Origin of the sequence: Serratia nevei (assembly GCF_024160145.1) — a bacterium.
Classification (GTDB): domain Bacteria; phylum Pseudomonadota; class Gammaproteobacteria; order Enterobacterales; family Enterobacteriaceae; genus Serratia; species Serratia nevei_A.
Window position 1 is genome coordinate 44,380 of the sequence record NZ_JAMYWQ010000010.1, and the last position, 21,362, is coordinate 65,741.

The 21,362-nt window shown below is 60.3% G+C and carries 17 protein-coding genes; 6 read left to right on the top strand and 11 right to left on the bottom strand.

Annotated features, from left to right (window positions below; all coding sequences use genetic code 11):
* The 7 genes from M6G53_RS09605 to M6G53_RS09635 all read right to left on the bottom strand — a co-directional run bounded on the left by M6G53_RS09605 (position 1) and on the right by M6G53_RS09635 (position 8,612).
* Positions 1–1,380 (bottom strand): efflux transporter outer membrane subunit, encoded by a 1,380-nt coding sequence (locus M6G53_RS09605; RefSeq protein ID WP_253330809.1) that lies wholly within the window; start codon positions 1,378–1,380, stop codon positions 1–3.
* A complete protein-coding gene (locus M6G53_RS09610; protein WP_253330811.1) occupies positions 1,377–3,335 on the bottom strand; it encodes an ABC transporter permease in 1,959 nt (652 codons plus the stop codon). The genes M6G53_RS09605 and M6G53_RS09610 overlap by 4 nt, the downstream gene beginning before the upstream one ends.
* Positions 3,325–4,461 (bottom strand): efflux RND transporter periplasmic adaptor subunit, encoded by a 1,137-nt coding sequence (locus M6G53_RS09615; protein WP_253330947.1) that lies wholly within the window; start codon positions 4,459–4,461, stop codon positions 3,325–3,327. The genes M6G53_RS09610 and M6G53_RS09615 overlap by 11 nt, the downstream gene beginning before the upstream one ends.
* A gap of 19 nt (positions 4,462–4,480) precedes the next feature.
* Positions 4,481–6,604 (bottom strand): peptidase domain-containing ABC transporter, encoded by a 2,124-nt coding sequence (locus M6G53_RS09620; protein ID WP_253330813.1) that lies wholly within the window; start codon positions 6,602–6,604, stop codon positions 4,481–4,483.
* Between the two features lie 19 nt (positions 6,605–6,623).
* Positions 6,624–7,361 carry a lysophospholipid acyltransferase family protein gene (locus M6G53_RS09625; RefSeq protein ID WP_253330815.1) on the bottom strand — a complete coding sequence of 246 codons (738 nt, stop codon included), beginning with the start codon at positions 7,359–7,361 and terminating at the stop codon, positions 6,624–6,626.
* A 206-nt stretch (positions 7,362–7,567) separates the two neighbouring features.
* Positions 7,568–8,233 (bottom strand): DsbA family protein, encoded by a 666-nt coding sequence (locus M6G53_RS09630; RefSeq protein ID WP_253330816.1) that lies wholly within the window; start codon positions 8,231–8,233, stop codon positions 7,568–7,570.
* A 175-nt stretch (positions 8,234–8,408) separates the two neighbouring features.
* The gene (locus tag M6G53_RS09635; RefSeq protein WP_253330818.1) at positions 8,409–8,612 is read right to left on the bottom strand and encodes a DUF4762 family protein; all 204 of its coding nucleotides are present in this window, start codon (positions 8,610–8,612) and stop codon (positions 8,409–8,411) included.
* 425 nt (positions 8,613–9,037) lie between these two features.
* Here M6G53_RS09635 and M6G53_RS09640 point away from each other — a divergent pair, with 425 nt between their 5' ends.
* The 3 genes from M6G53_RS09640 to lldD all read left to right on the top strand — a co-directional run bounded on the left by M6G53_RS09640 (position 9,038) and on the right by lldD (position 13,047).
* Positions 9,038–9,958, top strand: coding sequence for a LysR family transcriptional regulator (locus tag M6G53_RS09640; RefSeq protein WP_253330820.1), 921 nt, complete (start codon positions 9,038–9,040; stop codon positions 9,956–9,958).
* 323 nt (positions 9,959–10,281) lie between these two features.
* Entirely contained in the window at positions 10,282–11,865 is a 1,584-nt protein-coding gene (locus tag M6G53_RS09645) for an L-lactate permease (RefSeq protein WP_253330821.1), read from the top strand.
* Between the two features lie 42 nt (positions 11,866–11,907).
* On the top strand, positions 11,908–13,047 hold the full coding sequence (gene lldD / locus M6G53_RS09650) for an FMN-dependent L-lactate dehydrogenase LldD (protein ID WP_253330823.1): 1,140 nt from the start codon (positions 11,908–11,910) through the stop codon (positions 13,045–13,047).
* A gap of 1 nt (position 13,048) precedes the next feature.
* Here the strand turns inward: lldD and M6G53_RS09655 are convergent, their stop codons facing one another.
* Entirely contained in the window at positions 13,049–13,858 is an 810-nt protein-coding gene (locus M6G53_RS09655; protein ID WP_253330825.1) for a MoaF C-terminal domain-containing protein, read from the bottom strand.
* A 36-nt stretch (positions 13,859–13,894) separates the two neighbouring features.
* Positions 13,895–15,160 (bottom strand): MFS transporter, encoded by a 1,266-nt coding sequence (locus M6G53_RS09660; protein ID WP_253330832.1) that lies wholly within the window; start codon positions 15,158–15,160, stop codon positions 13,895–13,897.
* Positions 15,161–15,814: 654 nt separating this feature from the next.
* Here M6G53_RS09660 and M6G53_RS09665 point away from each other — a divergent pair.
* Entirely contained in the window at positions 15,815–16,246 is a 432-nt protein-coding gene (locus M6G53_RS09665) for a VOC family protein (RefSeq protein WP_253330833.1), read from the top strand.
* A gap of 6 nt (positions 16,247–16,252) precedes the next feature.
* Here M6G53_RS09665 and M6G53_RS09670 read toward each other — a convergent pair whose 3' ends face one another.
* Positions 16,253–17,797, bottom strand: coding sequence for a BCCT family transporter (locus M6G53_RS09670; RefSeq protein WP_253330834.1), 1,545 nt, complete (start codon positions 17,795–17,797; stop codon positions 16,253–16,255).
* 158 nt (positions 17,798–17,955) lie between these two features.
* On the opposite strand from M6G53_RS09670, the gene betI reads away from it, so the two are divergent.
* Entirely contained in the window at positions 17,956–18,552 is a 597-nt protein-coding gene (gene betI / locus M6G53_RS09675) for a transcriptional regulator BetI (protein WP_253330835.1), read from the top strand.
* A gap of 9 nt (positions 18,553–18,561) precedes the next feature.
* Here betI and M6G53_RS09680 read toward each other — a convergent pair whose 3' ends face one another.
* Positions 18,562–20,331 (bottom strand): ABCB family ABC transporter ATP-binding protein/permease, encoded by a 1,770-nt coding sequence (locus tag M6G53_RS09680; protein ID WP_253330949.1) that lies wholly within the window; start codon positions 20,329–20,331, stop codon positions 18,562–18,564.
* Between the two features lie 146 nt (positions 20,332–20,477).
* Between M6G53_RS09680 and M6G53_RS09685 the strand changes: the two genes are divergently transcribed.
* The gene (locus M6G53_RS09685) at positions 20,478–21,335 is read left to right on the top strand and encodes an AraC family transcriptional regulator (protein WP_253330836.1); all 858 of its coding nucleotides are present in this window, start codon (positions 20,478–20,480) and stop codon (positions 21,333–21,335) included.
* The last annotated feature ends 27 nt before the right edge of the window (positions 21,336–21,362 follow it).

Genomic DNA, 21,362 nt, shown 5'->3' on the forward strand with positions numbered 1-21,362 from the left:
TTATTCTCCTTGCCCCGATGCGAAAGCCTCGTTGCCGCCCAGCGCCAGCCAGAGCTGCATCGTGGCGTTCAGGTAGCGGTATTGCAGTGCGGACAGCGAATTCTCGCCGGTCAACACCGCGTCTTGCGCATCCAGTAGCGTTTGCAGCGCAACGGAACCGGCCAGATATTGACGTTGCGCCAGCACCACCGCCTGTCGGCTCATCGCCAGATGCCTGCGTTGGTTATCAATTTGCCGCTGCGCCTCCAGCCGTTGCCGCATGGCGTTGTCCACATCGGCCAACGCACGGTGAACCGCGTCGCGAAACTGAATCTCCGCACGCTGTGCCTGCACTGCCGCTTTGTCGCTGGACAAGCGCATCTTGCGCCATTCGATGAACGGCAGCGTCAACATTGCCCCCAGCGAGCGCGAAGGTTCACTGAACCACTGACGAAAAAGCCCGCTGCCGGCCTCCAGCCCGGCCTCCAGGCTCAGCGTCGGATAGAAGCTCAATCTGGTGACCTCCCCACCGGCCAACGCCGCTCTCAGTCGGCGCTCTGCGGCCTGAATATCCGGCCGCCGCGCAATCACCGCCGCCGGCTGGCGCTGTACAACGGCGACCTCTTCAAGCGGCAACGTGCGCCGTTCGCTATAACGCAACAGCGGCGATTGTCCGAACAACAGCGCCAGCGAATTACGTGCGTCTTCCCGCAGTCGCGCGAGCTCATGCAATTGGTTTTCCCGCGCCAACAGACTTTGCTCGGCCTGCAACAGCTCGAATCGGCCCACGTCGCCTGCGGTGTGGCGGGCCGCCAGCAGCCGCAAGGTCTCACGCGCGATCGTCACCGCCTGTTGCTGATGGGTGATCTGCTGATTCAAATCAGCGATCTGCCAATACCCGCGAGCGGTAGCCCCGATCAAGGTCAACGCAGTATTGCGCCGGTCCAACTCCGAGGCGGCGGCCAGCCACTCGGCCTGTTCGCGAATGCGCGCCAATTTGCCCCATAAATCCAGTTCATAGCTCAGGGATAGCCCCGCACGGTAGCTTTCTTGCGGCCGGGCGGCACCGCGCAGCGCCCCGGTATTGCGGCCGCTCAGGCTGGCGGCCAGATCCGGCGTCACATTGCCTTCCGCCAATCCGGCGTCCAACAGAGCCTCACGCCACTGCAATCCGGCCAATGCCAGATCCTGATTCGCGATCAGTACGCCATCGATCAGCGCGGAAAGCTGTGGGTCATTAAAGTTTTCCCACCAGGCGACGCCCGCCCGCAACAAACCGGAGCGCTCTTCCACCACGCGCCACTGCTGCGGCAACGGCGATGGCGATGTGGCGTCGATCGGCCGCCATCCGCAAGCGCTCAGCGACAGCATCACCAGCCCGGCAAAGAGGAATCGGCTCATTCTCGCGCCAGCGCCTCTACCGGCTGCAGGCGCGCGGCGGTGCGGGCCGGAAAGAATCCGAACCCCACGCCGATCAACGCCGAGAATCCGCAGGCCAGCAGCAGCGGTGGCCAGGTGAAGATCATCGTCACCTGCGGCGCCAATCCGCTCAACACCCCTTTAATCAGCGCGGCGCAGGCGATCCCCAATACGCCCCCCAGGCTGCAGATCACCACCGCCTCAATCAAGAACTGCCGCATAATGTCTGTTTCACCGGCGCCCACCGCCATTCGAATACCGATCTCGTGGGTTCGTTCCGTCACCGACACCAACATGATGTTCATCACCCCTACCCCGCCCACCAGCAGCGAAATCGCCGCGATTGCGGTAATCAGCAGTTGCATGGAATCTGAAGCGCGCTGAATGGACTGCGTCAGTTGATCGTCGGTCAGCATGAAGAAATCCCGCCGGCCATGCTCCAGAATCAAACGCTGCGTTGCATCGCGTTTGGCCGACTCCAGCGCCACGTTTTCATTCACTCGCATTACGATCGACTCCAGCGGCACATCGCCGGCAATACGGCCGATCAGGGAGGTGTAGGGCAACCAGACAAGCGGTTGGGAACCGGCATATTGGGCGCCGCGGCGCTGAGCGACGCCAATGATCCGATAAGGTACGCCCGCGATCGACAAGAGCGCACCCAGCGGATCTTGCCGGGCAGGGAACAGCGCCTGTTTCAGCAAGGGATCAATCACCGCTACCGATGCACGTTCACTCAGATCCTGAGCGGTAAACATGCCGCCGGAAAGCAGCCGAATGCCCTGCGTGCGGAAGTAACCTGCGCCGACCCCCATCACGGCGAGCGGCACCTGTTTACCTTCGCGCACGGCCGGCAACTGAGTGCCGATCACCGGCGAAACGCTATCGACGTAAGGCAACGTCGCCAACAGCGCGACATCCCGCTCGCTCAGCGAGCGCGCAAAATCGGGGCGCGTCTTTTCCCAGCCCAATCCAGGGCGAATCTCCAACGCGCTGCTGCCAAGCTGGCTGATTTCCTTAAGGATATTACGCCGCGTGCCTTCCCCGATGGCGATGGCGGAAACCACCGCCGCAATGCCGATGATAATGCCGAGCATCGATAGCAATGCGCGGATCCGATGCCCTAACAATGCCCGCCAGGCCATACCGACGGCCTCTTTCAGCGCCGCCCATGCCCCCATGCGTTTCAGCGGCACCACCGGCGCCAACGGGCGTTCGGGCGTAGAACTGCACCGGGGAGCGTCCTGGCGACAATCCGCCACGATCTCGCCGTCGCCAATCTCAATGATCCGCTGCGCCTGTTCGGCGATCCGCCGATCGTGCGTCACGATGACGACGGTATGCCCGATGGCGTTAAGTTCATGCAGAATGGCCATCAGCGCCTGACCGCTGGCACTGTCCAGCGCGCCGGTCGGTTCATCGGCCAAAATGATTTCCGCGCCGTTCATCAGCGCACGGGCAATACTGACCCGCTGCTGTTGCCCACCGGAAAGCTGCGCCGGACGATAACCGCCGCGCTGCGCCAACCCGAGCCGGGCCAACAGATGCGCTGCCCGCAGGCGGCGCTCTGCGGCCGGCATGGCGGTATACAGCGCCGGGATCGCCACATTCTCGCCGGCGGTGAGATAGGGCATCAGATGATAACGCTGGAAAATAAAGCCGATATGCCGGCTGCGAAGCTGCGCCAGGCGCTCGCCGTCGGCGTGCCCAACGGCCACCCCGTTGATGTGCACGTCCCCCTGAGACGGTTTGTCCAGGCAACCGATGATGTTCATCAACGTCGATTTTCCGGAGCCGGAGGCGCCGACGATGGCGACCATTTCCCCCCGCTGAATGTTCAGAGAAATACGCCTGAGGACCGCGATTTTCTGCTCTCCGGCCTGAAACTCACGTGAGACGTTATGCAACACGATGATGGGATCGGTGTTAAGCCGCATGATCTTCCTCCACCTCAGGCTGCGGTTCCAACAGCACCTGTTCCCCTGCGCTCAGCCCTTCCAGCACTTCGGCATAGCGGCGATCGCGGATACCGATACGCACGCGGCGCGCCACCGTCTGCTCGCCTTCCCGCACCCTGACCTGATACCCCCCGTCATCCAACGCCGCGCCCAGCGCCGCCATCGGCACCCGCACCACGCCCTGCGCGCGTTCGGTAATGATAAATACCTGCGCCGTCATCGAGGTGCGCAATCGGCGTTCGCCGTTGGCGACGGCAAACACGCCGTTGTAATACACCGCCGCCGTTTGCTGGCTGGAGTTCCTGCCCAGCGGGTCGGTTTCCAGCGCTTCCGCCGGCGCCTGCTGTATCGCACCCATGGCCCCCTCATATCGGCGGCTGGGATCGGCGGCGACGTAAAACCACAGCGGCTGCCCCGTCTTCACCTGCAAGATGTCATTTTCCGATATGCGGGTGTGCACCATCATGGTATCCACGTCGGCCATCACCAAAATGGTCGGCGCGCTTTGCGACGAGACGATGGTCTGCCCTTCCTGGGTGACAATGCCCAGCACCTCGCCGTCGATAGGGGCGGTAATACGGGTAAAAGCCAGATTGGCCCTGGCGGTTTCCTGCGCCACTTCGGCCTGGACGATCTGCGACTCGTTCACTTTCAACTGCGCCAGTTGTGCGTCGCGCTGCGCCTGCGCTTTTTCCAAATCGCTGGCCACGCCGGCGCGGTCTCGCGCCAGCGCCCTTTGCCGCGCCAGCTCCAGCTGGTACTGCTTCAGCTGCGCCTGGCTCGCCAGTTTTTGCGCCTGCGCGCTGCGCAATTCGGCCTGCGACTTGCGCAGTTCGTTAAGCTGCAGCGTCGGATCTATCTCGGCCAACAGCTGCCCCTGGGTCACTCTGTCCCCCTGTTTGACATACAGTTTTTTCAATTGCCCGTTGACCTGCGCGCCAACGTTCACCTGCCGAGCCGGTTTCAGGATGCCGGTCGCCAACACGCTTTTTTCGATGTCACCGCGCGCGACGCGCGCCGTTTGCGGCGCTTCAGGTGCGGGGGCGCGATTCAACAGAGGCAGCCCGCCGAGCAACAGCGCCAACACCAGCGCCGCCAATGCCATTCGCTTCCGGCTGATCACGTCACCCCACCTCAGCACAAGCGTTCACCCTGGCGTCGACGGCGGTTTCAGCCATTAACCGCCCCTGCGACATGCGCAAAACCCGATCGAACAGCGGCAGCAGCCGCGGATTATGGGTAACCGTCACCAGGGTCTTACCGCTTTCACTGCAATGCGTCATCAGCGCCGACATCACCGCCGCCGCAGTCTTTTCATCCAAATTCGCCGTCGGTTCATCCAGCACCAATACCGGGCAACGGCTGTACATGGCGCGCGCCAGCAACAAACGCTGTCGTTGCCCCAGCGACAGCCCGGCATGGCTCTCCCGAACCAGAGCGTTGACGCCTCCCGGCAACTGCGCCACCGCGCTCGCCAGATCCAAACTGCGCAGCACCTGTTCCACTTGCCGCTGCTGGCCCGGTGCCGACGGTTCGAACAGCGTGATGTTTTGCAACACCGAGGCATTAAACAGGATGTCCTCCTGGCTTTGCAGGAAGAACAGCCGTTGTACGGCAGCGTTTGACAGCACGCGCCCATCCAGCGCCAGTTCCCCCTGCTGTGGCGTCAGCAGCCCGGCGAGCACTTTCAGCAAGGTGCTCTTGCCCGCGCCGGAACCACCGCAGATGGCGATGCGCTCACCCCGCCCAAGCGTCAGCGACAAGCCGTGTAAAACCGGCTGGCCGGCGTCGTAAGCAAAGCTCACCGCCCGGTACTCCAAGCGTGAAGCAAACAAGTTCACGCTCTCGTCGTCAGGCGCCGTGCGCGCCGATGCCGCAGGAAACAGATCCCGCGCGCGTTCATCGATGACGTGCAGCTGGTTTTTCTGCAGGACGGCAAAAAATAGCTTGCTGCTGTAGGAGGTGAAGATTTCGCGCAGAAAGCTGTAGGCGAAGAATGCCCCCAGGCTGAGCTCGCCCCCTTTGAGCAGCGGCAATGCCAACAGCATGAACAACACCATTTCCAGGCTGCCGATCAGCTGGTAAATGCTGCCCTTTACCTGCTCGTAGATCTTCTGCTGTTGCAGGCACTGGAACAGCGAACGGGCATGTTCGGCGAACCCTTCCTGCCGCTGGCCGGCCAGGCCGGCGGATTTGATGGTCGAAAACCCCTGGATGGTCTCCAGGATGAAGTCATTTTGCACCGCGCCTCGCACCTGCAACTGCTGGGTGTAGTGGCGATCGCGGTAGATGGCCCACACGCTGACCGCCCCCATCAGCAGCATGCCGACAACCGGCACCAGCGCCAGCATCGGGCTCAGGTAGCACATCACCGCCAGCGCGATGGCGCCGATAATCCAGTCGGTGCGCAGGCCGTTGTCCAGTTCGATTTTCTGACCGGCGGCCATCTGCCAACTGGTGAAACGGCTGAAGATCTCGCCGGGCGCGCGCTTGCTGAAGAAGTTCAGCGAATTTTCCAGCAGCCGAGAAAACCCGGCGGCACCGTGCAGCAACACGAAATTTTTGATGAAGCGTTCGGTTAAGATGCGAGCAACCAACGCCAACGCCGTGGACGCCACGAACGCCAATAGATAGTAGGCATAGGGGAACGCGACCTCGCCGGCCATGGCGAACACCTGGTTGATCGCGCTGGCGACCATCATCGGCATAATGAACAGCGTCAGCGAGATAAAAAACGTCATCGCCGCCAGGCGATAAATGCCGGCGATGCCGGCGGTATCCTTCAGGCTTAAGCTGGCGAAAGCGCTTTGGCGACCGCTGCGCCTGGCCGGTGCGGCCGCCGGTATCTCATCGCGATCCAGCACCAGCGCATAACCGCTGATTTCCGCTTTCAGGGCTGCGTACGGCAGCAGTTGCTGCCCCAATGCCGGATTCATTACGCAGACGTACCCCCCCTGGCGATATGCCAGCAACACATAGTGGCCCGCGCCGTAATGCAGAATCGCCGGTAAAGGCAGCGCCGCCAGATCCTGATGCTCGAATGCCACCGGATAGGCAGGTAGCGCCAGCTCCCCCAAAATAGCGCACAGCGTCGCCAACGAAGTGCCGTGCTGCGAAGCGGGATAACGCTCCCGCAGTTCCGTCAACGGTGCGCAAACACCCTGGGTTTCCGCCAGCATGGCGATACAGGCCAGCCCGCACTCATTGATTTCGCTCTGCAAAACCGGCGTAGGAAGGGTGTTTTCCATACGTAGTGATATCCCTGACTTATTCGTTGATAAAAAATAAAGAGTGCGAATGCCATAGCAGCCAGTCATCGGCATGCCGCCTGAGGGTGCGCTCGACGATCGCCGGCATGGCGCGGCTGACCCGATCTGCCGTGACCGGTTCTTCGATGTGAATGCGGATGCCGCGATCGAAATAAAGCGAATAGAACACCACCTGCGCCTGCAACGCCCGGGCCAGCCTAACGATGCCACTGTGCAGATGCGCCGGCCTGTCGAACAGGCGGCAAGCCAGCTTGGCCGTAGCATCCTGCTTGCTGTTCAGGGTGTAATCCGGCGTGATGTCCGGGAAGAGAATGATGTTGCGCCGATGCTCCGCCGCCTCCAGCATCGCCTGCGCCAAAGTGCCGGCGATGTGGCGCGGATCGTCGTGAATCGAGCAATAGTCGAGCCGCTGCCGCCATTCTCCCGCCGGCGCCCGCTGCACGAACTCCTGCGCATCGCCGGAAACGATCACCGTCGCCCGCCCTGGATAAACGCCCGCACCGACCAGCGTCGCCAACACGTCGGAGACCGTATGCATCGGCGCCAACAGTACCGGCACGCCTGCGCGATGCAGTGGTTCCACGACCCGGTCGAGCTGTGCGGAGCAGCGTGCCAAATGGTTCATTAGCGCCGTATTGCGGGCGTAGACCGCCGCGATATCCAGCCACCGCCGCCGCTGCATCAGCCAGGTGAAATCCAGGCGGCCTTCGCCCAACAGGCTTTGGCGATTCGCCACTGCGACCGCATGTCGGTGGCGAAAACGGCGTTGCGGCCGGCGCCCCCTCAATAACCGGCACGCCTCCAGCCACAGCCGATAATCCACACGCCGCAGAAGAACGCATGCCAGACGATTCCCCATCCCGGCACCGGCAGCCGAGAAACGCGCCATGGTGTCCAGGCCATTACGCCAGGCCAAATATCCCCGGACCGCGAGCAGGCGCATCAGGGAGCCAGCGGCTTATCGTGCTGCAACAGCGACAGCAGTTGCTGACTGAAAGCGGAGAACTCGCGGTCTTGCAGCGCCAGCCATTTGCGATTGACGATAAAACTGGGGGTTGCGTTGACCTGGTAATAGCGGCTCACTGCCGTCATATACGCCAACAGCGCCTTGACTCGCTCTGAATTTCTGGCCAGCTGGTAGGCGGCTTCGTCGATGCCGTTAGCGGTCAGCCAGGCACTGAGTTGCTTTTCGTCCGCCAGGTTGAGGTTTTCTTTGATAATGGCACGGTAGGCGGCGGGACGTTGCTGCGCCTCGATCCCCATGACCGTCAGCGTGGCGAACAGGGGCGCAAAGGCCGCCATGCCGGTCTGTTCGTCGTCGCTGAGATGCAAGCGCACCAATTTAGCGCCGGCCGGTAGTTTTTTTTCCAGCTCGGCTACGCCGCCTTCATTGACTTCGCAATAGTGGCAGGCGTAAGAGAAGATTTCGACAATGGTATTGTCGTCTTGCAACGGGCTTTGTTCGACTTTTTCCGGGGAAATAACGCTCAGGCTTTCCGCTTCCGGCGCTCTCATGACGTAGTGCTGAAAATAAAATGCGGTCGCAAAAGAAGAGGCGAAAATAATAACAAGCGTGTAGCTGATAAAAAGCAAGGGACGTTTATACATAACGGACGCATCCTGCAAAAAAAAATACTCACCCAACAGAGTGAATACGCGAAAAAGAGTTAACACCGTAAACTATGAGAGTTTAAAGACGACTTTTTTGCCCGGTATCAGGCGGGACAACGCGAACGCAGCCCGCCTGCCCACCGCTAATCTAAACGCAGGGGGTCAACCCGCATCAGCTTGGCGTGGTTGGGTTAGAAGGGCAGCTCGCCACCGGCGCAGGGTAATAGAATTTCTGTACGCCGCCGAATTTATTCGCACAGGTCTTCACCAACTGGCAGGTTCTGTTGCTGCCGCTGCCTACCCAGGCAAACTCTTTGGTACAAACAAAAGTACCGCCGACGATGTTTTCCGCTTCTGACAGATTAATTTTTTTCATTACAATATCCTTATACATTAAAATATAAACACACTACCCATTACTCTGTCGGCAGACAGAGCAATTCTTCAATACATTTGAAAACCATTTAATTAATAACAACGAGAACGTTTCTGGAAAAAGCATAGCCATCTCAAACAAGCAGATCAATACAATTATTGACATTGCACCACGAAATTAGCGGAATAAGTAATCGCCTAATCATGGAATATTCCAATTTAATTTAAACTAAAAACCAGAAAATTAGACCAATACCTGTTGTAGCAAGAAAAACAAGAAAGGATAATTCTCAATAAAATGGATAGTTAACCAAGAAAAATACAGATCCGACCAGATAGCGGCGACGTGCAACACGCTGAAAAGATTGCTTCCTGCCGTGCCGGATTTACACTGGTGCAAAAGGACCCTCACTCTACAGGATGCCCATGCTCGCCACCCACGAATACGCCAACGACCTGATTCTGTTTGCCCTGATTGTCGACTGCGGCTCATTCAGCAAGGCCGCGGAGAGCGCCGGCATCACCAGTTCGGTGGTCAGTAAACGCATCGGGCGGCTGGAAAAATCGCTGGGGGCCAGGCTGCTGTACCGCACTACCCGCAGCCTGACGCTGACCGAAAGCGGCCAGGCACTCTATCAGCAGGCCAAGGAGATCGGTGCCAAAGTGCAGGAGGCGCTGTACGCCGTCAGCGAAAAGAGCGAAGAGCTGACCGGCACCATTCGCATGTCGGTGCCGACCATTTCAGGCGAGCTGCTGCTGAGCGAGAGCGTGGCGGAATTTTGCGCTCTGCACCCCAGCCTGAAGGTCGAGATGCGGCTGGAAAACCGCTTTGTCGATCTGGTGGAAGAAGGTATCGATCTGGCGATCCGTACCGGCACCATGCCGGATTCGAGCCTGATTGCCCGGCCGATTTTCGATTCCCGCTGGGTGATCGTCTGCTCGCCGGGGTATCTGGAGAATCACCCGGCACCGCGCAGCGCCGAAGACCTGCTCGGCCACAACTGTTTGACCTACACCTATCAGGAAAGCGGCACCGCCAACTGGCTGATGAAGCGGCCGGGGCACAGCGAAATCTACGAGCTGCAGGTTAACGGCAACCTGTCGGCCAACAATGCGCGAGCGATCCGCAAAGCGGTGATCGGCGGCCACGGCATCGCCATGGTGCCGCGCTGCATGGTGTATGAAGATTTGCAGGACGGCAGACTGACGGAGATCCTGGCCGGCCACTGCGGCAAGGTATTGGGCATTTACGCCGTCTACCCTTACACCCGCAATCTGCCGTTAAAAACCCGTCTGCTGATCGAACATATCATCGGTTCCTACCAAAATATCAGCCATTATTTTTGAGCTCTCCGCTCTGATTATTTCCCTTCGGCCGTAAAAAGCCGCGGGGATTACCGCATTTTTGGACATAATCTATTGAACATTTCCGCCTAATTAATGTGAGCTTGCGCATTCATCACACAATAAACATTCCTATCAATCTGATTTTAAAGCAGTTAATTGAGTCCCTGCCCCCCACCATTTTCCCCCGGCCGGCATCGTTCGCCAATGTTAAAAAATTACCGCGTGGCATCGACGCCAACGTTGTGATTAGAATAAAAATGTTGCGGTAATTAACCTTTCAGCTACATATCTCTGCCGATAAAAATAATAACCCTGAGGATCTTATGCCCTTGTTTTTCAGTATTGTGCCCATCGTCCTGCTGATCTGGATGATGACCAAAAGGAACGGCGTGCCCTCTTACCTCGCCCTGCCGCTGACGGCCGCCGTGGTGTATGCCGTACAGCTCCTGTGGTTCGATGCCTCGTTGCGGCTGCTGCATGCCAATATCATCACCGCGCTGGTGTCGGCGCTGACGCCGATCACCATCATCGCCGGTGCCATCCTGCTCAACAAACTGATGCAGGTAAGCGGCGCGGAAAACGTGGTGCGCCGCTGGCTGGAAACCATCAGCCCCAATCCCGTGGCCCAGTTGATGATTATCGGCTGGGCGTTCGCCTTTATGATTGAGGGCGCAAGCGGCTTCGGCACACCGGCCGCCATCGCCGCGCCGATTCTGGTCGGGCTGGGCTTCAACCCGCTGCGCGTCGCCCTGCTGACGCTGGTGATGAACTCGGTGCCGGTCTCCTTCGGCGCCGTGGGCACTCCCACCTGGTTCGGTTTCGCCAATCTCGGCCTGTCGGACGCCAGCCTGCTGGAGATCGGCCGACAAACCGCGCTGATCCACTTTGTCGCCGGCTTCGTCATCCCGCTGCTGGCGCTGCGCTTTATCGTTTCCTGGCAGGATATCCGCCGCAATCTGCCGTTTATCCTGCTCAGCGTGCTGAGCTGCACCGTGCCTTATCTGCTGCTGGCCCAGGTGAACTATGAATTCCCGGCGCTGGTCGGCGGCGCGATCGGCCTGGCGCTGTCGGTGCTGCTGGCGCGCGGCGGCATCGGCCTCGCCCGCAGCGATAACCCGCAAAGCACTGGGCAGGCGGTGCCGTTCTCGCAGGTGGTCAAGGCCATGACCCCGACCCTGCTGCTGATTGCTATTCTGATAGTGACGCGCGTCCACCAGCTGGGTCTGAAGGCGCTGCTCAACAACACCGCGCCGCTGTGGCAGGAAAGCCTCGGCTGGCTCGGGGAGCTGCGCATCAGCCGGGCGCTGATCGTCGAACTGCAGCAGGTGCTGGGCACCTCCGCCGCCGCCGGCTACAAAACGCTGTATGTCCCGGCGCTGATCCCGTTCCTGCTGGTGGTGCTGCTGTGTATTCCGCTGTTCCGTCTGAATGGCGGCCAGGTGCGGCAAATGTTCAGCGAAGCCGGCGGGCGCATCGCGCGGCCCTTTATCGCCCTGTTCGGCGCGCTGGTGATGGTCAATCTGATGATGCAGGGCGGCGACAACGCGCCGGTGATCCTGATCGGTAAAGCGCTGGCGGCGCTGACCGGCGAGAGCTGGCTGCTGTTCTCTTCGTTCCTCGGCGCGCTGGGCTCGTTCTTCTCCGGCTCCAATACCGTCTCGAACCTGACCTTCGGCGGCATTCAGCAGTCGATCGCCCAAAGCAGCGGCCTTAACGTCAATCTGACGCTGGCCTTGCAGTCCGTCGGCGGCGCCATGGGCAACATGGTGTGCCTGAACAACATTATCGCGGTGTGTTCGATCCTCGGGATCGGCAACGCCGAAGGCAAAATCATCAGAAAGACCGTGCTGCCGATGCTGGCGTACGGCGGGATTGCGGCCGGTATGGCGGCGCTCCTCACGCTCTGACTGACCACTCGTTATCGCAAGCAAGACAAGAAGGTAAATACTATGATCATCTCCGCGTCAACCGACTACCGGGCCGCCGCCCAGGCCAAACTGCCGCCGTTTCTGTTTCACTATATCGACGGCGGGGCCTACGCGGAGCATACGCTGAAGCGCAATACCGCAGACCTGGCCGATATTGCCTTGCGCCAGCGCGTGCTGCGCAATATGTCCGAACTCAGCCTGGAGACCACGCTGTTCGGCGAGCAGCTGGCGATGCCGGTGGCGCTGGGGCCGGTGGGGTTGACCGGCATGTACGCCCGCCGCGGCGAAGTGCAGGCCGCGCGCGCCGCGGCTAAAAAAGGCATTCCGTTCACGCTGTCCACCGTGTCGGTCTGCCCGATCGAAGAGGTGGCGCCGGCGATCGATCGGCCGATGTGGTTCCAGCTCTACGTGCTGAAAGATCGCGGCTTTATGCGCAATGCGCTGGAGCGCGCCAAGGCCGCCGGCGTGAAAACGCTGGTGTTTACCGTCGACATGCCGGTACCGGGCGCCCGTTATCGCGATGCCCACTCGGGGATGAGCGGCCCTAACGCCGCCCTGCGCCGCGTGCTGCAGGCGTTTACCCATCCGCAGTGGGCCTGGGATGTCGGCCTGCTCGGCAAGCCGCACGATCTGGGCAACGTCTCGGCCTACCGCGGCAAACCTACCAGCCTGGAAGACTACATCGGCTGGCTGGGCGCCAACTTCGATCCGTCGATTTCCTGGAAAGATCTGGAGTGGATCCGCGAATTCTGGGACGGCCCGATGATCATCAAAGGCATTCTGGATCCGGAGGACGCCAAAGACGCGGTGCGCTTCGGCGCCGACGGCCTCATCGTCTCCAACCACGGCGGCCGCCAGCTGGACGGCGTGCTGTCGACCGCGCGCGCCATGCCGGCGATCGCCGACGCGGTGAAAGGCGACATCACCCTGTTGGCCGACTCCGGCATCCGCAGCGGCCTGGACGTGGTGCGCATGATCGCCCTGGGCGCCGACAGCGTGCTGCTGGGGCGCGCCTTCGTCTATGCGCTGGCGGCGGCCGGCGAAGCCGGGGTGGCCAACTTGCTGGATCTGATCGACAAGGAAATGCGCGTCGCCATGACGCTCACCGGCGCGAAAACCATCGCGGAGATCAACGCCGGATCGCTGGTCAGAAACGCCTGACTCAAAGCGGCTGCACGCCTTCCGGGTAGGTGTTGTAGCTCATCTTGCTAATGAAGGCCCCGGCCGGTGACACCAACACCCGGCCGGCGGCGTCCAGCCCGAGGAAGGTGCCGGTACAGCGCCCGGAAATAAAGTCGAAGAAGAACACCGAGCACACCGGGATAATCTTTTCCCGGAAGGTGAACAAGAACATCTCGTCCTCAAACTTGTAGTAAGTGGCGTAGTCCATGTCGCCGTGGCCGAACTGCTCGCCGCGCAGGTTTTGCCAGGCGTAGCGCTCGGTGTTGACGTAGAAATGTTCGTAATAGTGGTTGGGGCTGTAGACGTTCAGCGTGCGATAGCCGATCAGCTCGCGGGTCAGATGCGGCACGACGCCGCCCGGCGTGACGCCGGCAATCCGGCCGACGTGGAAGCTTTGCCTGAGGCGCGAGCCCTTTTCCACCGTCTGTTCGGGCAACAGCGTGCTGCGTACCAGCAGCGCCCGGCCGCTGTCGCGGTTGAGCACCAGCGTCAGGCACTCGTTGCCCGGCGACTGCAGCGGAATATTGAAAAAATAGCGCGCGGCGGAGGTTTGCACCTCTTCGTAGGCGTCCTCACCGCTCTCCCCACCCCAGGCCCACAGCACCCGCTGCCGGTCGGCGCTGAAGCGCAGCGTGATTTCCCCTCCGTCTTCAAAGGCGATCTGCAGCGTTTTACTGCGCCAGTCCTGGGTGCCCGGCAGCCGGTTAGTGTCGATACCGCGCGCGAAATCGTCGTAATTCTTCCAGTCCGGCTCGGCATTTTGATTCAGTACGGATTGTTCTGCTGACATCTTCGCTCTCCTTGATTGAATGGGATGAAAACCGCCTCAGACGTCGGCGACGCCCGCAGTTTTCACCGCTCTGCGGCTCACCACCGCGGGGGCGGTTTCATCGAGAAAACAACTCAGCACGCCGGCGCACACGGCGCCCGCGGCCGCCAGCCACATCACGCTGACCAGCCCGTAGCGATCGGCGATCAGCCCGGCGATAAACGGCGCCAGACAGCCGCCAATCACCTCGCCAATCCCCATCACCAGCCCCAACGCGGTCGCGATGCGGGCCGGCGATACCGTTTCCGACGGGATGGTGGCCATAAACAGCGTGAAGCAGCCAAGGCCGGTATAAGACAGGAACACCAGCACGCCCAGCAGCCACGGGTTATCGACGTAGCTCAGGAACAGCGGGCAGCACACCGCCAGCAGCGAAAAGAAGATCAGCGTCGGCTTGCGGCCGAGGCGATCGGAAATCGCCGGCACCGCCACGCCCCAGAACACCCAGGCGGCGCCGATGGCGCTCATGATGCCGCCCATCGTGCCTTCGCCGAAGCCGCGGTCGGTCACCAAAAAGTTGGGGGTGAAGGTAATGATGATCATGAACCAGGTGACGAACACGCAGGAAATCAGAATGCACAGCGCTACATTCTTGATTTTAAACAGCTCGCCGTAAGCGGCTTTGTTCGCCGCCTTGCCGGCCGCCGGCGCGGCGCTGAAAGCGGGATCCTTCTTGCCGTTCACATAGCGATAGATCAGCCACGCCAGAATGATGCCCGGCACGGCGGTCAGATGAAACGCCATGCTCCAGCCCCATTTCTGCGCCAGATAGATAATCAGCGGCGGCGCGATAATCCCCCCCAACAGCCCCGGTGCCGCCCCTTGGATCAGCCCCATATTGAAGCCACGGCGCTGCGGCTGCGATTTTTCCACCATCAGCGATTGCGCGATCGGCAGCACCGGCCCTTCGGCGATCCCCATCAGCGCGCGGAAGATCAATAACATGGCAAAGCCGCTGACCAGCCCCGACAGCGCGGAGAACAGCGAAAACACCAAGATCGACAGGATCAGCATCGGTTTACGGATATTAAAGCGATCGGCAATCGCCCCCAGCCCCGCGCCGGACAGCGCCCAGGTCAATGCCAGCACCGCCGACAGCGTGCCAAGATGCACGTTGCTCAGCTTCAAATCGGCGGCGATCATCGGAAACAGGAAAGAGATAGTCAGGCGATCGACGAACACGCAGCCGAACACGAAGAATAAAATAATCAGCAATCGGTTCTCTTCGCTCAATCGCGAGCGCTGCCCTGGCGAGTTATTCATAGCGTCATTGGTCCATAAGTTAACTTATGAATGGCGAGCGGCCATGGCATAAGTCGATTAAGCGCTCGGCCAGGAGAAACATTGGCCATCGGTCACGATAACAACTCATTAACATATTAACGATATAAACTTATCTCAAGTAACGGGCATGTCAAACGACCGTTGAAAACGACGACGGGGTGGCAAATCAGGTATTTTTCACAGAGCGCGAATGACATGAAAATAAATCAACATTATGTTTTTACTGATTTAAATAAAATTACCCAGCACTTTTTAATTTTATCGAAAAAGCCAAAATGCCGTGTTTTATAAACAGGTTAATAAATAAGACTTAATATTTACTTATAAATGGACGGTATTTCCCTTTTCATCAGCCGCATTGCCCCACCCGCTTTATTATTTGAATCCGTTTGCTTTATATCGGCCATGACAATAACGATTAACTCCATTGTGTTAATCAATAATCACGCAATGACATTATCAATGCTGAATAATAATAAAAGCGCAGGCCGTGACGGGAATCACAAACAGAATGCCCTTTAGCGCCCTGTGAGGGGGTTATTACCGGTGCGGCTAGCTTATGCCAACTCGATCCAACCCCGGATGGAAGAACGGCGGCATGATAAGCGGCAGGTAACCAGCAAGGAGATGAACATGACGACAGCACTGACAAAAGCCGGTTTCTGGCGCAAAACCGCCGACTCTTCATCGCTGCCTGAGCCACGCGTGCTGATTCGGGTCTACGTTGGCGAAGGCGAAATCGATCGCACCATCGCGTTTTACGAGCAGCTGCACGGCGTAACGGCGGACATGCGCTTCGATTTTCCCGAGCATCGGCTGGTATTGGCGGCGGTAGGGCCGTTTCTGATCCTGGAGGGGGCGGAAGAGCAATTGCGCCCTTTCCGCAGCACCGTCGGCACGCTGCTGGTCGATGACATTTATCCCTACCACCAGCGGCTGCTGGCCGCCGGAGCCGAGATTTTCTTCGGCCCGGTGGCGGTGCCCACCGGCGCCTGTTTCAATGCGCGCCTGCCGGACGGCACGACTGTCGAGTACGTGCATCACCGGCCGCGTGCAGACGAATAAACCGCCTCAGGGCAGCACCGGCTTCATGGCGTAACGACACAGATCCTTGCGCAGGCTGACCATGTACAGCACGATCACCGCCGAGAACGGCAGGCCACACAGCACCACCGCCGTCTGCATCGCGCTGAAACTGCCGGCATACAGCAGGCCAGCGCATACCAGCGTAGTCACCGCCGCCCAGAATACCCGCAGCCAGGCCGGCGCGTCATCATGGGCGGAACCGCCCTGGCAGGAGAGGTTCGCTATCATCAGCGTGCCGGAATCGACCGGCGTCAGGAACAGCACGAAGCTTATCACCACCACAAAGCCGGCGGTCAGCTGGGTATAGGGCAAGTATTCGAACAGCTTGAACACCGCCATCGGCGGATCGCTTTGCGCCACCTGCCCCAGGATCGCCTGTCCGCCTTCCAGCACCAGGCTGATGGCGGTATTGCCGAAGATCGACAGCCAGGCCAGCGTGAAGCCCAGCGGGATCAGCAGCACGCCGAAAATCAGTTCGCGAATGGTACGCCCTTTGGAAATGCGCGCGATGAACAGCCCGACGAACGGCGCCCACGCCACCCACCAGGCCCAGTAGAACAGCGTCCAGGCGCCCTGCCACTGGCGCGCCTTGCCGTACAGATACATGTCGAAGCTGCGGCTGACCAGCGAGGTAAGATAATCGCCGAGGTTCTGCAACATGCCGTTGAGCAGGTTCAGCGTCGGCCCGGCCAGAAACACGAACAGCAGCAACAGGCACAGGAAGCCGACGTTGATGTTCGACAGCATGGCGATGCCCTTCTCGACGCCGGTGACCGCCGCCAGCGTGGCCACCACCATCATCACCACAATCAGGGCCAGCAACACGCCGGTGCTTTGCGGAATATCGAACAGATAAAACAGCCCCGAGTTCACCAGCAGCGCGCCGATCCCCAGGTTGGTTACCATCGAGATCACCGTCACCAGAATGCCGAAACTGTCCACCAGATGGCCGACGCCGCCGTGGGTGCGCTCACCGAAGATCGGGTACAGCGCAGAACGCAGCGCCAGCGGCAGACCGCGACAATAGGCGAAATAGGCCAGCGCGGTGGCGATCAGCGCATACAGCGCCCAGCCGTGCAGCCCCCAGTGCAAAAAGGTCAGCGCCATCGCCTGTCGCGCCGCCTGCACGGTGCCGCCGCTGCCTTCCGGTGGTGACAGGAAGTGGTCCAGCGGTTCATAGGCGCCGTAGTACACCAGCGCAATGCCGATGCCCGACGAGAACAGCATCGCCACCCACGAGGGATAGCTGAACTGCGGCGGTTCATCATCCTGGCTGAGGCGAATAGGGCCGAAGCGCGACAGCGCCAGCCAGAAGACGAACGCCATGCAGGCGACCATCAATAACATGTAGTACCAACCGAACACGTCGGCGACCCAGCTTTGCGCGGCGTTCAGCCACAGTTTGCTGGCGGAGGGAAACAGCACGACCAGCGATCCCAGCAGCAGGATCACCGCCGCTGAGCCGAAAAATACCGGAGCGTTCAATCTGATAGGTTCTTTATCAAGCGATGGGGGATTTTTCACTGTCATTGGCAGGCTTCCATGGTGCGAAAGACAGACGATTTCAATGCAACTTTTAGTTAACATTTTATCGTCATTTATTTGACATTTTTGCAGCATATAGAGTATTGATTGACCGTTCAATCAATCAAATCCAAAGTGTGATTGGCCTATCAGTTGAGGAAAATATGTACCGCAGAGACATTCCGGAGCAGCGTAAGGAGCAGTTGATTAACGCCGCCTTCGAGACCATTAACGTCGTCGGGCTGGCCGGCGTCACCCTGTCTCAGGTGGCGAAAGAGGCCGGGCTGTCGACCGGCATCGTCAGCCACTATTTTGGCGATAAAGAGGGGTTGCTCAGCGCCACCATGCGCAAAATCCTGCGCGATCTGCGCGATGCGGTGGCCGAGTGCCGCGCGCAGGCGGCCGGCGACAGCCAGTCACAGCTGTTCGCCATTATCCAGGGCAACTTCCACCCCAGCCAAACCAACGCCGTGTCCATGCGCGCCTGGCTCGACTTCTGGGCCGCCAGCATGCACCAGCCGGTGCTGCGCCGCCTGCAGCGCGCCAACGACAGGCGACTCTATTCCAACATTTGCTGCCAGTTCCGCCGCGAGCTGCCGCTGCCGCAGGCGCGCGACGCCGCACGCGGGCTGGCGGCAATGATCGATGGGCTCTGGCTGCGCGGCAGCCTGGCCGGCGACGAGACAGACCTGAAGCAGGACTGCCGCATCGCCTGCGACTACGTGGCGCAGCGGCTCAATGCTGTTCAGCCGCTGGGGTAAACGGCCCCGTCAGCGCGATTCCTGCTCTTCGCTGTACTGGGTTTGCCACATCGCGGCGTAGCGGCCGTTCGCGGCCAGCAGCGCCTCGTGCCCTCCGCGCTCGACGATCTCCCCCGCCTCCAGCACGATGATCTCATCGGCGTCCACCACGGTGGAGAGCCGGTGGGCGATCACCAGCGTGGTGTGGTTGCGGCTCACCTCGCGCAGGTGCCCCTGGATTTCACGTTCGGTCTGGGTATCCAGCGCGCTGGTCGCCTCGTCAAACACCAGGATGGCCGGATTTTTCAGGATGGTGCGCGCGATCGCCACCCGCTGCTTTTCACCGCCCGACAGCTTCAGCCCGCGCTCACCCACCCGGGTGTCGTAACCGTCGGGCAGACCGACGATAAAATCATGGATATGCGCCAGCCGCGCCGCCCGCTCGATGTCTTCATCGCTGGAACCGGTTTTGCCGTAGCCGATGTTGTAGCGCAGCGTATCGTTGAACAGCACCGTATCCTGCGGCACGATGCCGATCGCCTGCCGCAGGCTGGCCTGGGTCAGTTGGCGAATGTCCTGGCCGTCGAGAGTAATGGCGCCGTCCTGCACGTCGTAGAAGCGGAACAGCAGGCGCGACAGCGTGGACTTGCCCGCGCCGGAGGCGCCGACCACCGCCACCGTGTGGCCCGCCGGAATGGTAAAACTCACCTGCTTGAGGATCGGCCGGCGCGTGTCGTAACCGAAGCTGACCGCATCGAACCGCACTTCGCCGCGATCGAGGCGCAGCGGCTGCGCATCCGGGCTATCAACAATTTCACGCTTTTCCTGCAGCAGATCGAACATGTTCTCCATGTCGATCAGCGCCTGGCGCACCTCGGCGTAAATAAAACCGAAGAAGTTCAGCGGCTGATACAGCTGCAGCAGATAGGCGTTGACCAGTACGAAGTCGCCGACCGTCATCGTCCCCTGCGTAATGCCCCGCGCCGCCATGGCCATCATCACGATCAGCCCGATCGAAATAATGGCGGTTTGCCCCAGGTTGATCGCCGTAAAACTGAATTGGTTCTTGATGGCGGCGTATTCGTACAGCCGGCGCGACAGGTCGAAACGCTCGGCCTCGAACTCTTCGTTGCCGAAATACTTCACGGTCTCATAGTTCAGCAGGCTGTCGATGGATTTGCTGTTGGCGTCGGCGTTGGCCTTGTTGAGCTCGCGGCGAAAGCGGGTGCGCCAGCTGACCGCCAGCACGGTAAACAGGATGTAGCAGCCGACCGTCGTCAGGATCGCCAGCGCGAACCAGCCGTTCAACATGTGCCACATGATCGCCGTGACCAGTGTGAGTTCGAACAGGATCGGCACGATGGAGAACAACAGCCGCGACAGCACCGTGGACACCGCCTGGGTGCCGCGCTCGATGGACAACGACAGGCCGCCGGTCTGGCGCTCCAGATGGAAGCGCAGGCTCAGTGCATGCAGTTGGCGAAACACCCGCACGCCCAGCAGGCGCGTGGCATTCTGGCTGACGTGGATAAACATCACGTTGCGCAGTTCCTCAAACAGCGCGCCGCCCACCCGCGCCACGCCATAGGCGACGATCAGCCCCAGCGGCACCGCCAGCATTTTCGCCGTCTCGCCGCTCAACGCATCGACCATCGCCTTGTAGGCCAGCGGCACCAGCGTGGTGCTGACCTTGGCCGCCACCATGAACACGAAGGCCACCACCAGATACCCCCGCAGCCGCGGGTTGTCTTTCGGCCACAGATAGGGCAGCAGGAATTTCAGCAAGCGGGAACGATCCATCATGTAATATTCATCTTCTCGGTCGGGATCGCGGCTCACGGCCGCGCGGGGTTATGATTTTGGCCTGGCCGGCGGCAACTCAGCATCATCCGTCAGGAGAAACGGCGGCGGCTCGGGCAAAGTTCAGGCATGGAGGAGACAATCACATGACCCACACGTATGCAAAGCGCTTTGCGCAGGTCTTTGACTATATCGACCACCACCTGGACGAGGCGCTCACCGTCGAAAAACTGAGCGAGGTGGCCCATTTTTCGCGCTTTCATTTTCAACGCCAGTTTAGCGCGTATTGTGGCATCTCGGTGTGGCGTTATATCCAGTGGATGAGGCTTAAACGCGCCTCTTACCGCCTGGCGTATAACCCGCTGGAGCCGGTGATTGACATCGCGCTGGACGCCGGCTTTCAAAACCCGGAGTCCTTCAGCCGCGCCTTCAAACAGGCGTTCAGCCAAACGCCGAGCCAGTTTCGCAAACGGCCGGCCTGGATCGATTGGCAGCAGCGCTTTCCCGAGCCGAAACACAAAAGGAAACAACCCATGAAGGTAGACATTGTCGACTTTCCGGCCACGCCGGTGGCGATGATCGAACATCGCGGCCCGTCCGCGCTGGTCAACGAAACCGCCGCGCGCTTTATCGCATGGCGCAAAACCAGCGGCCTGTCGCCGGTCAGAAGCAGCCGCACTTACGGCATCGCGCCGCACGATCCGGCCACCACCTCAGCGCAGAACTTCCGCTTCTTCATCTGCGGCGAGGTCACTGCGCCTATCCCGGAGGACAACGCCTTCGGCGTGGTGAACAGCACGCTGCCGGCCGGGCGCTGCGCGGTACTGCGCCATCACGGCTCGCTGGACGGGCTCTCGGAAGGCGCCCGCTATCTGTACCGCGAGTGGTTGCCGGCCAGCGGCGAGGAGCTGCGCGATTTTCCGCTCTATTTCCACTACCACAACTTCGTGCACGAGGTGGCGGAATATGAACTGGTGACCGATCTTTACCTGCCGCTGAAGTAACTGACATCTGGCTCCGCAAGGCGCCAG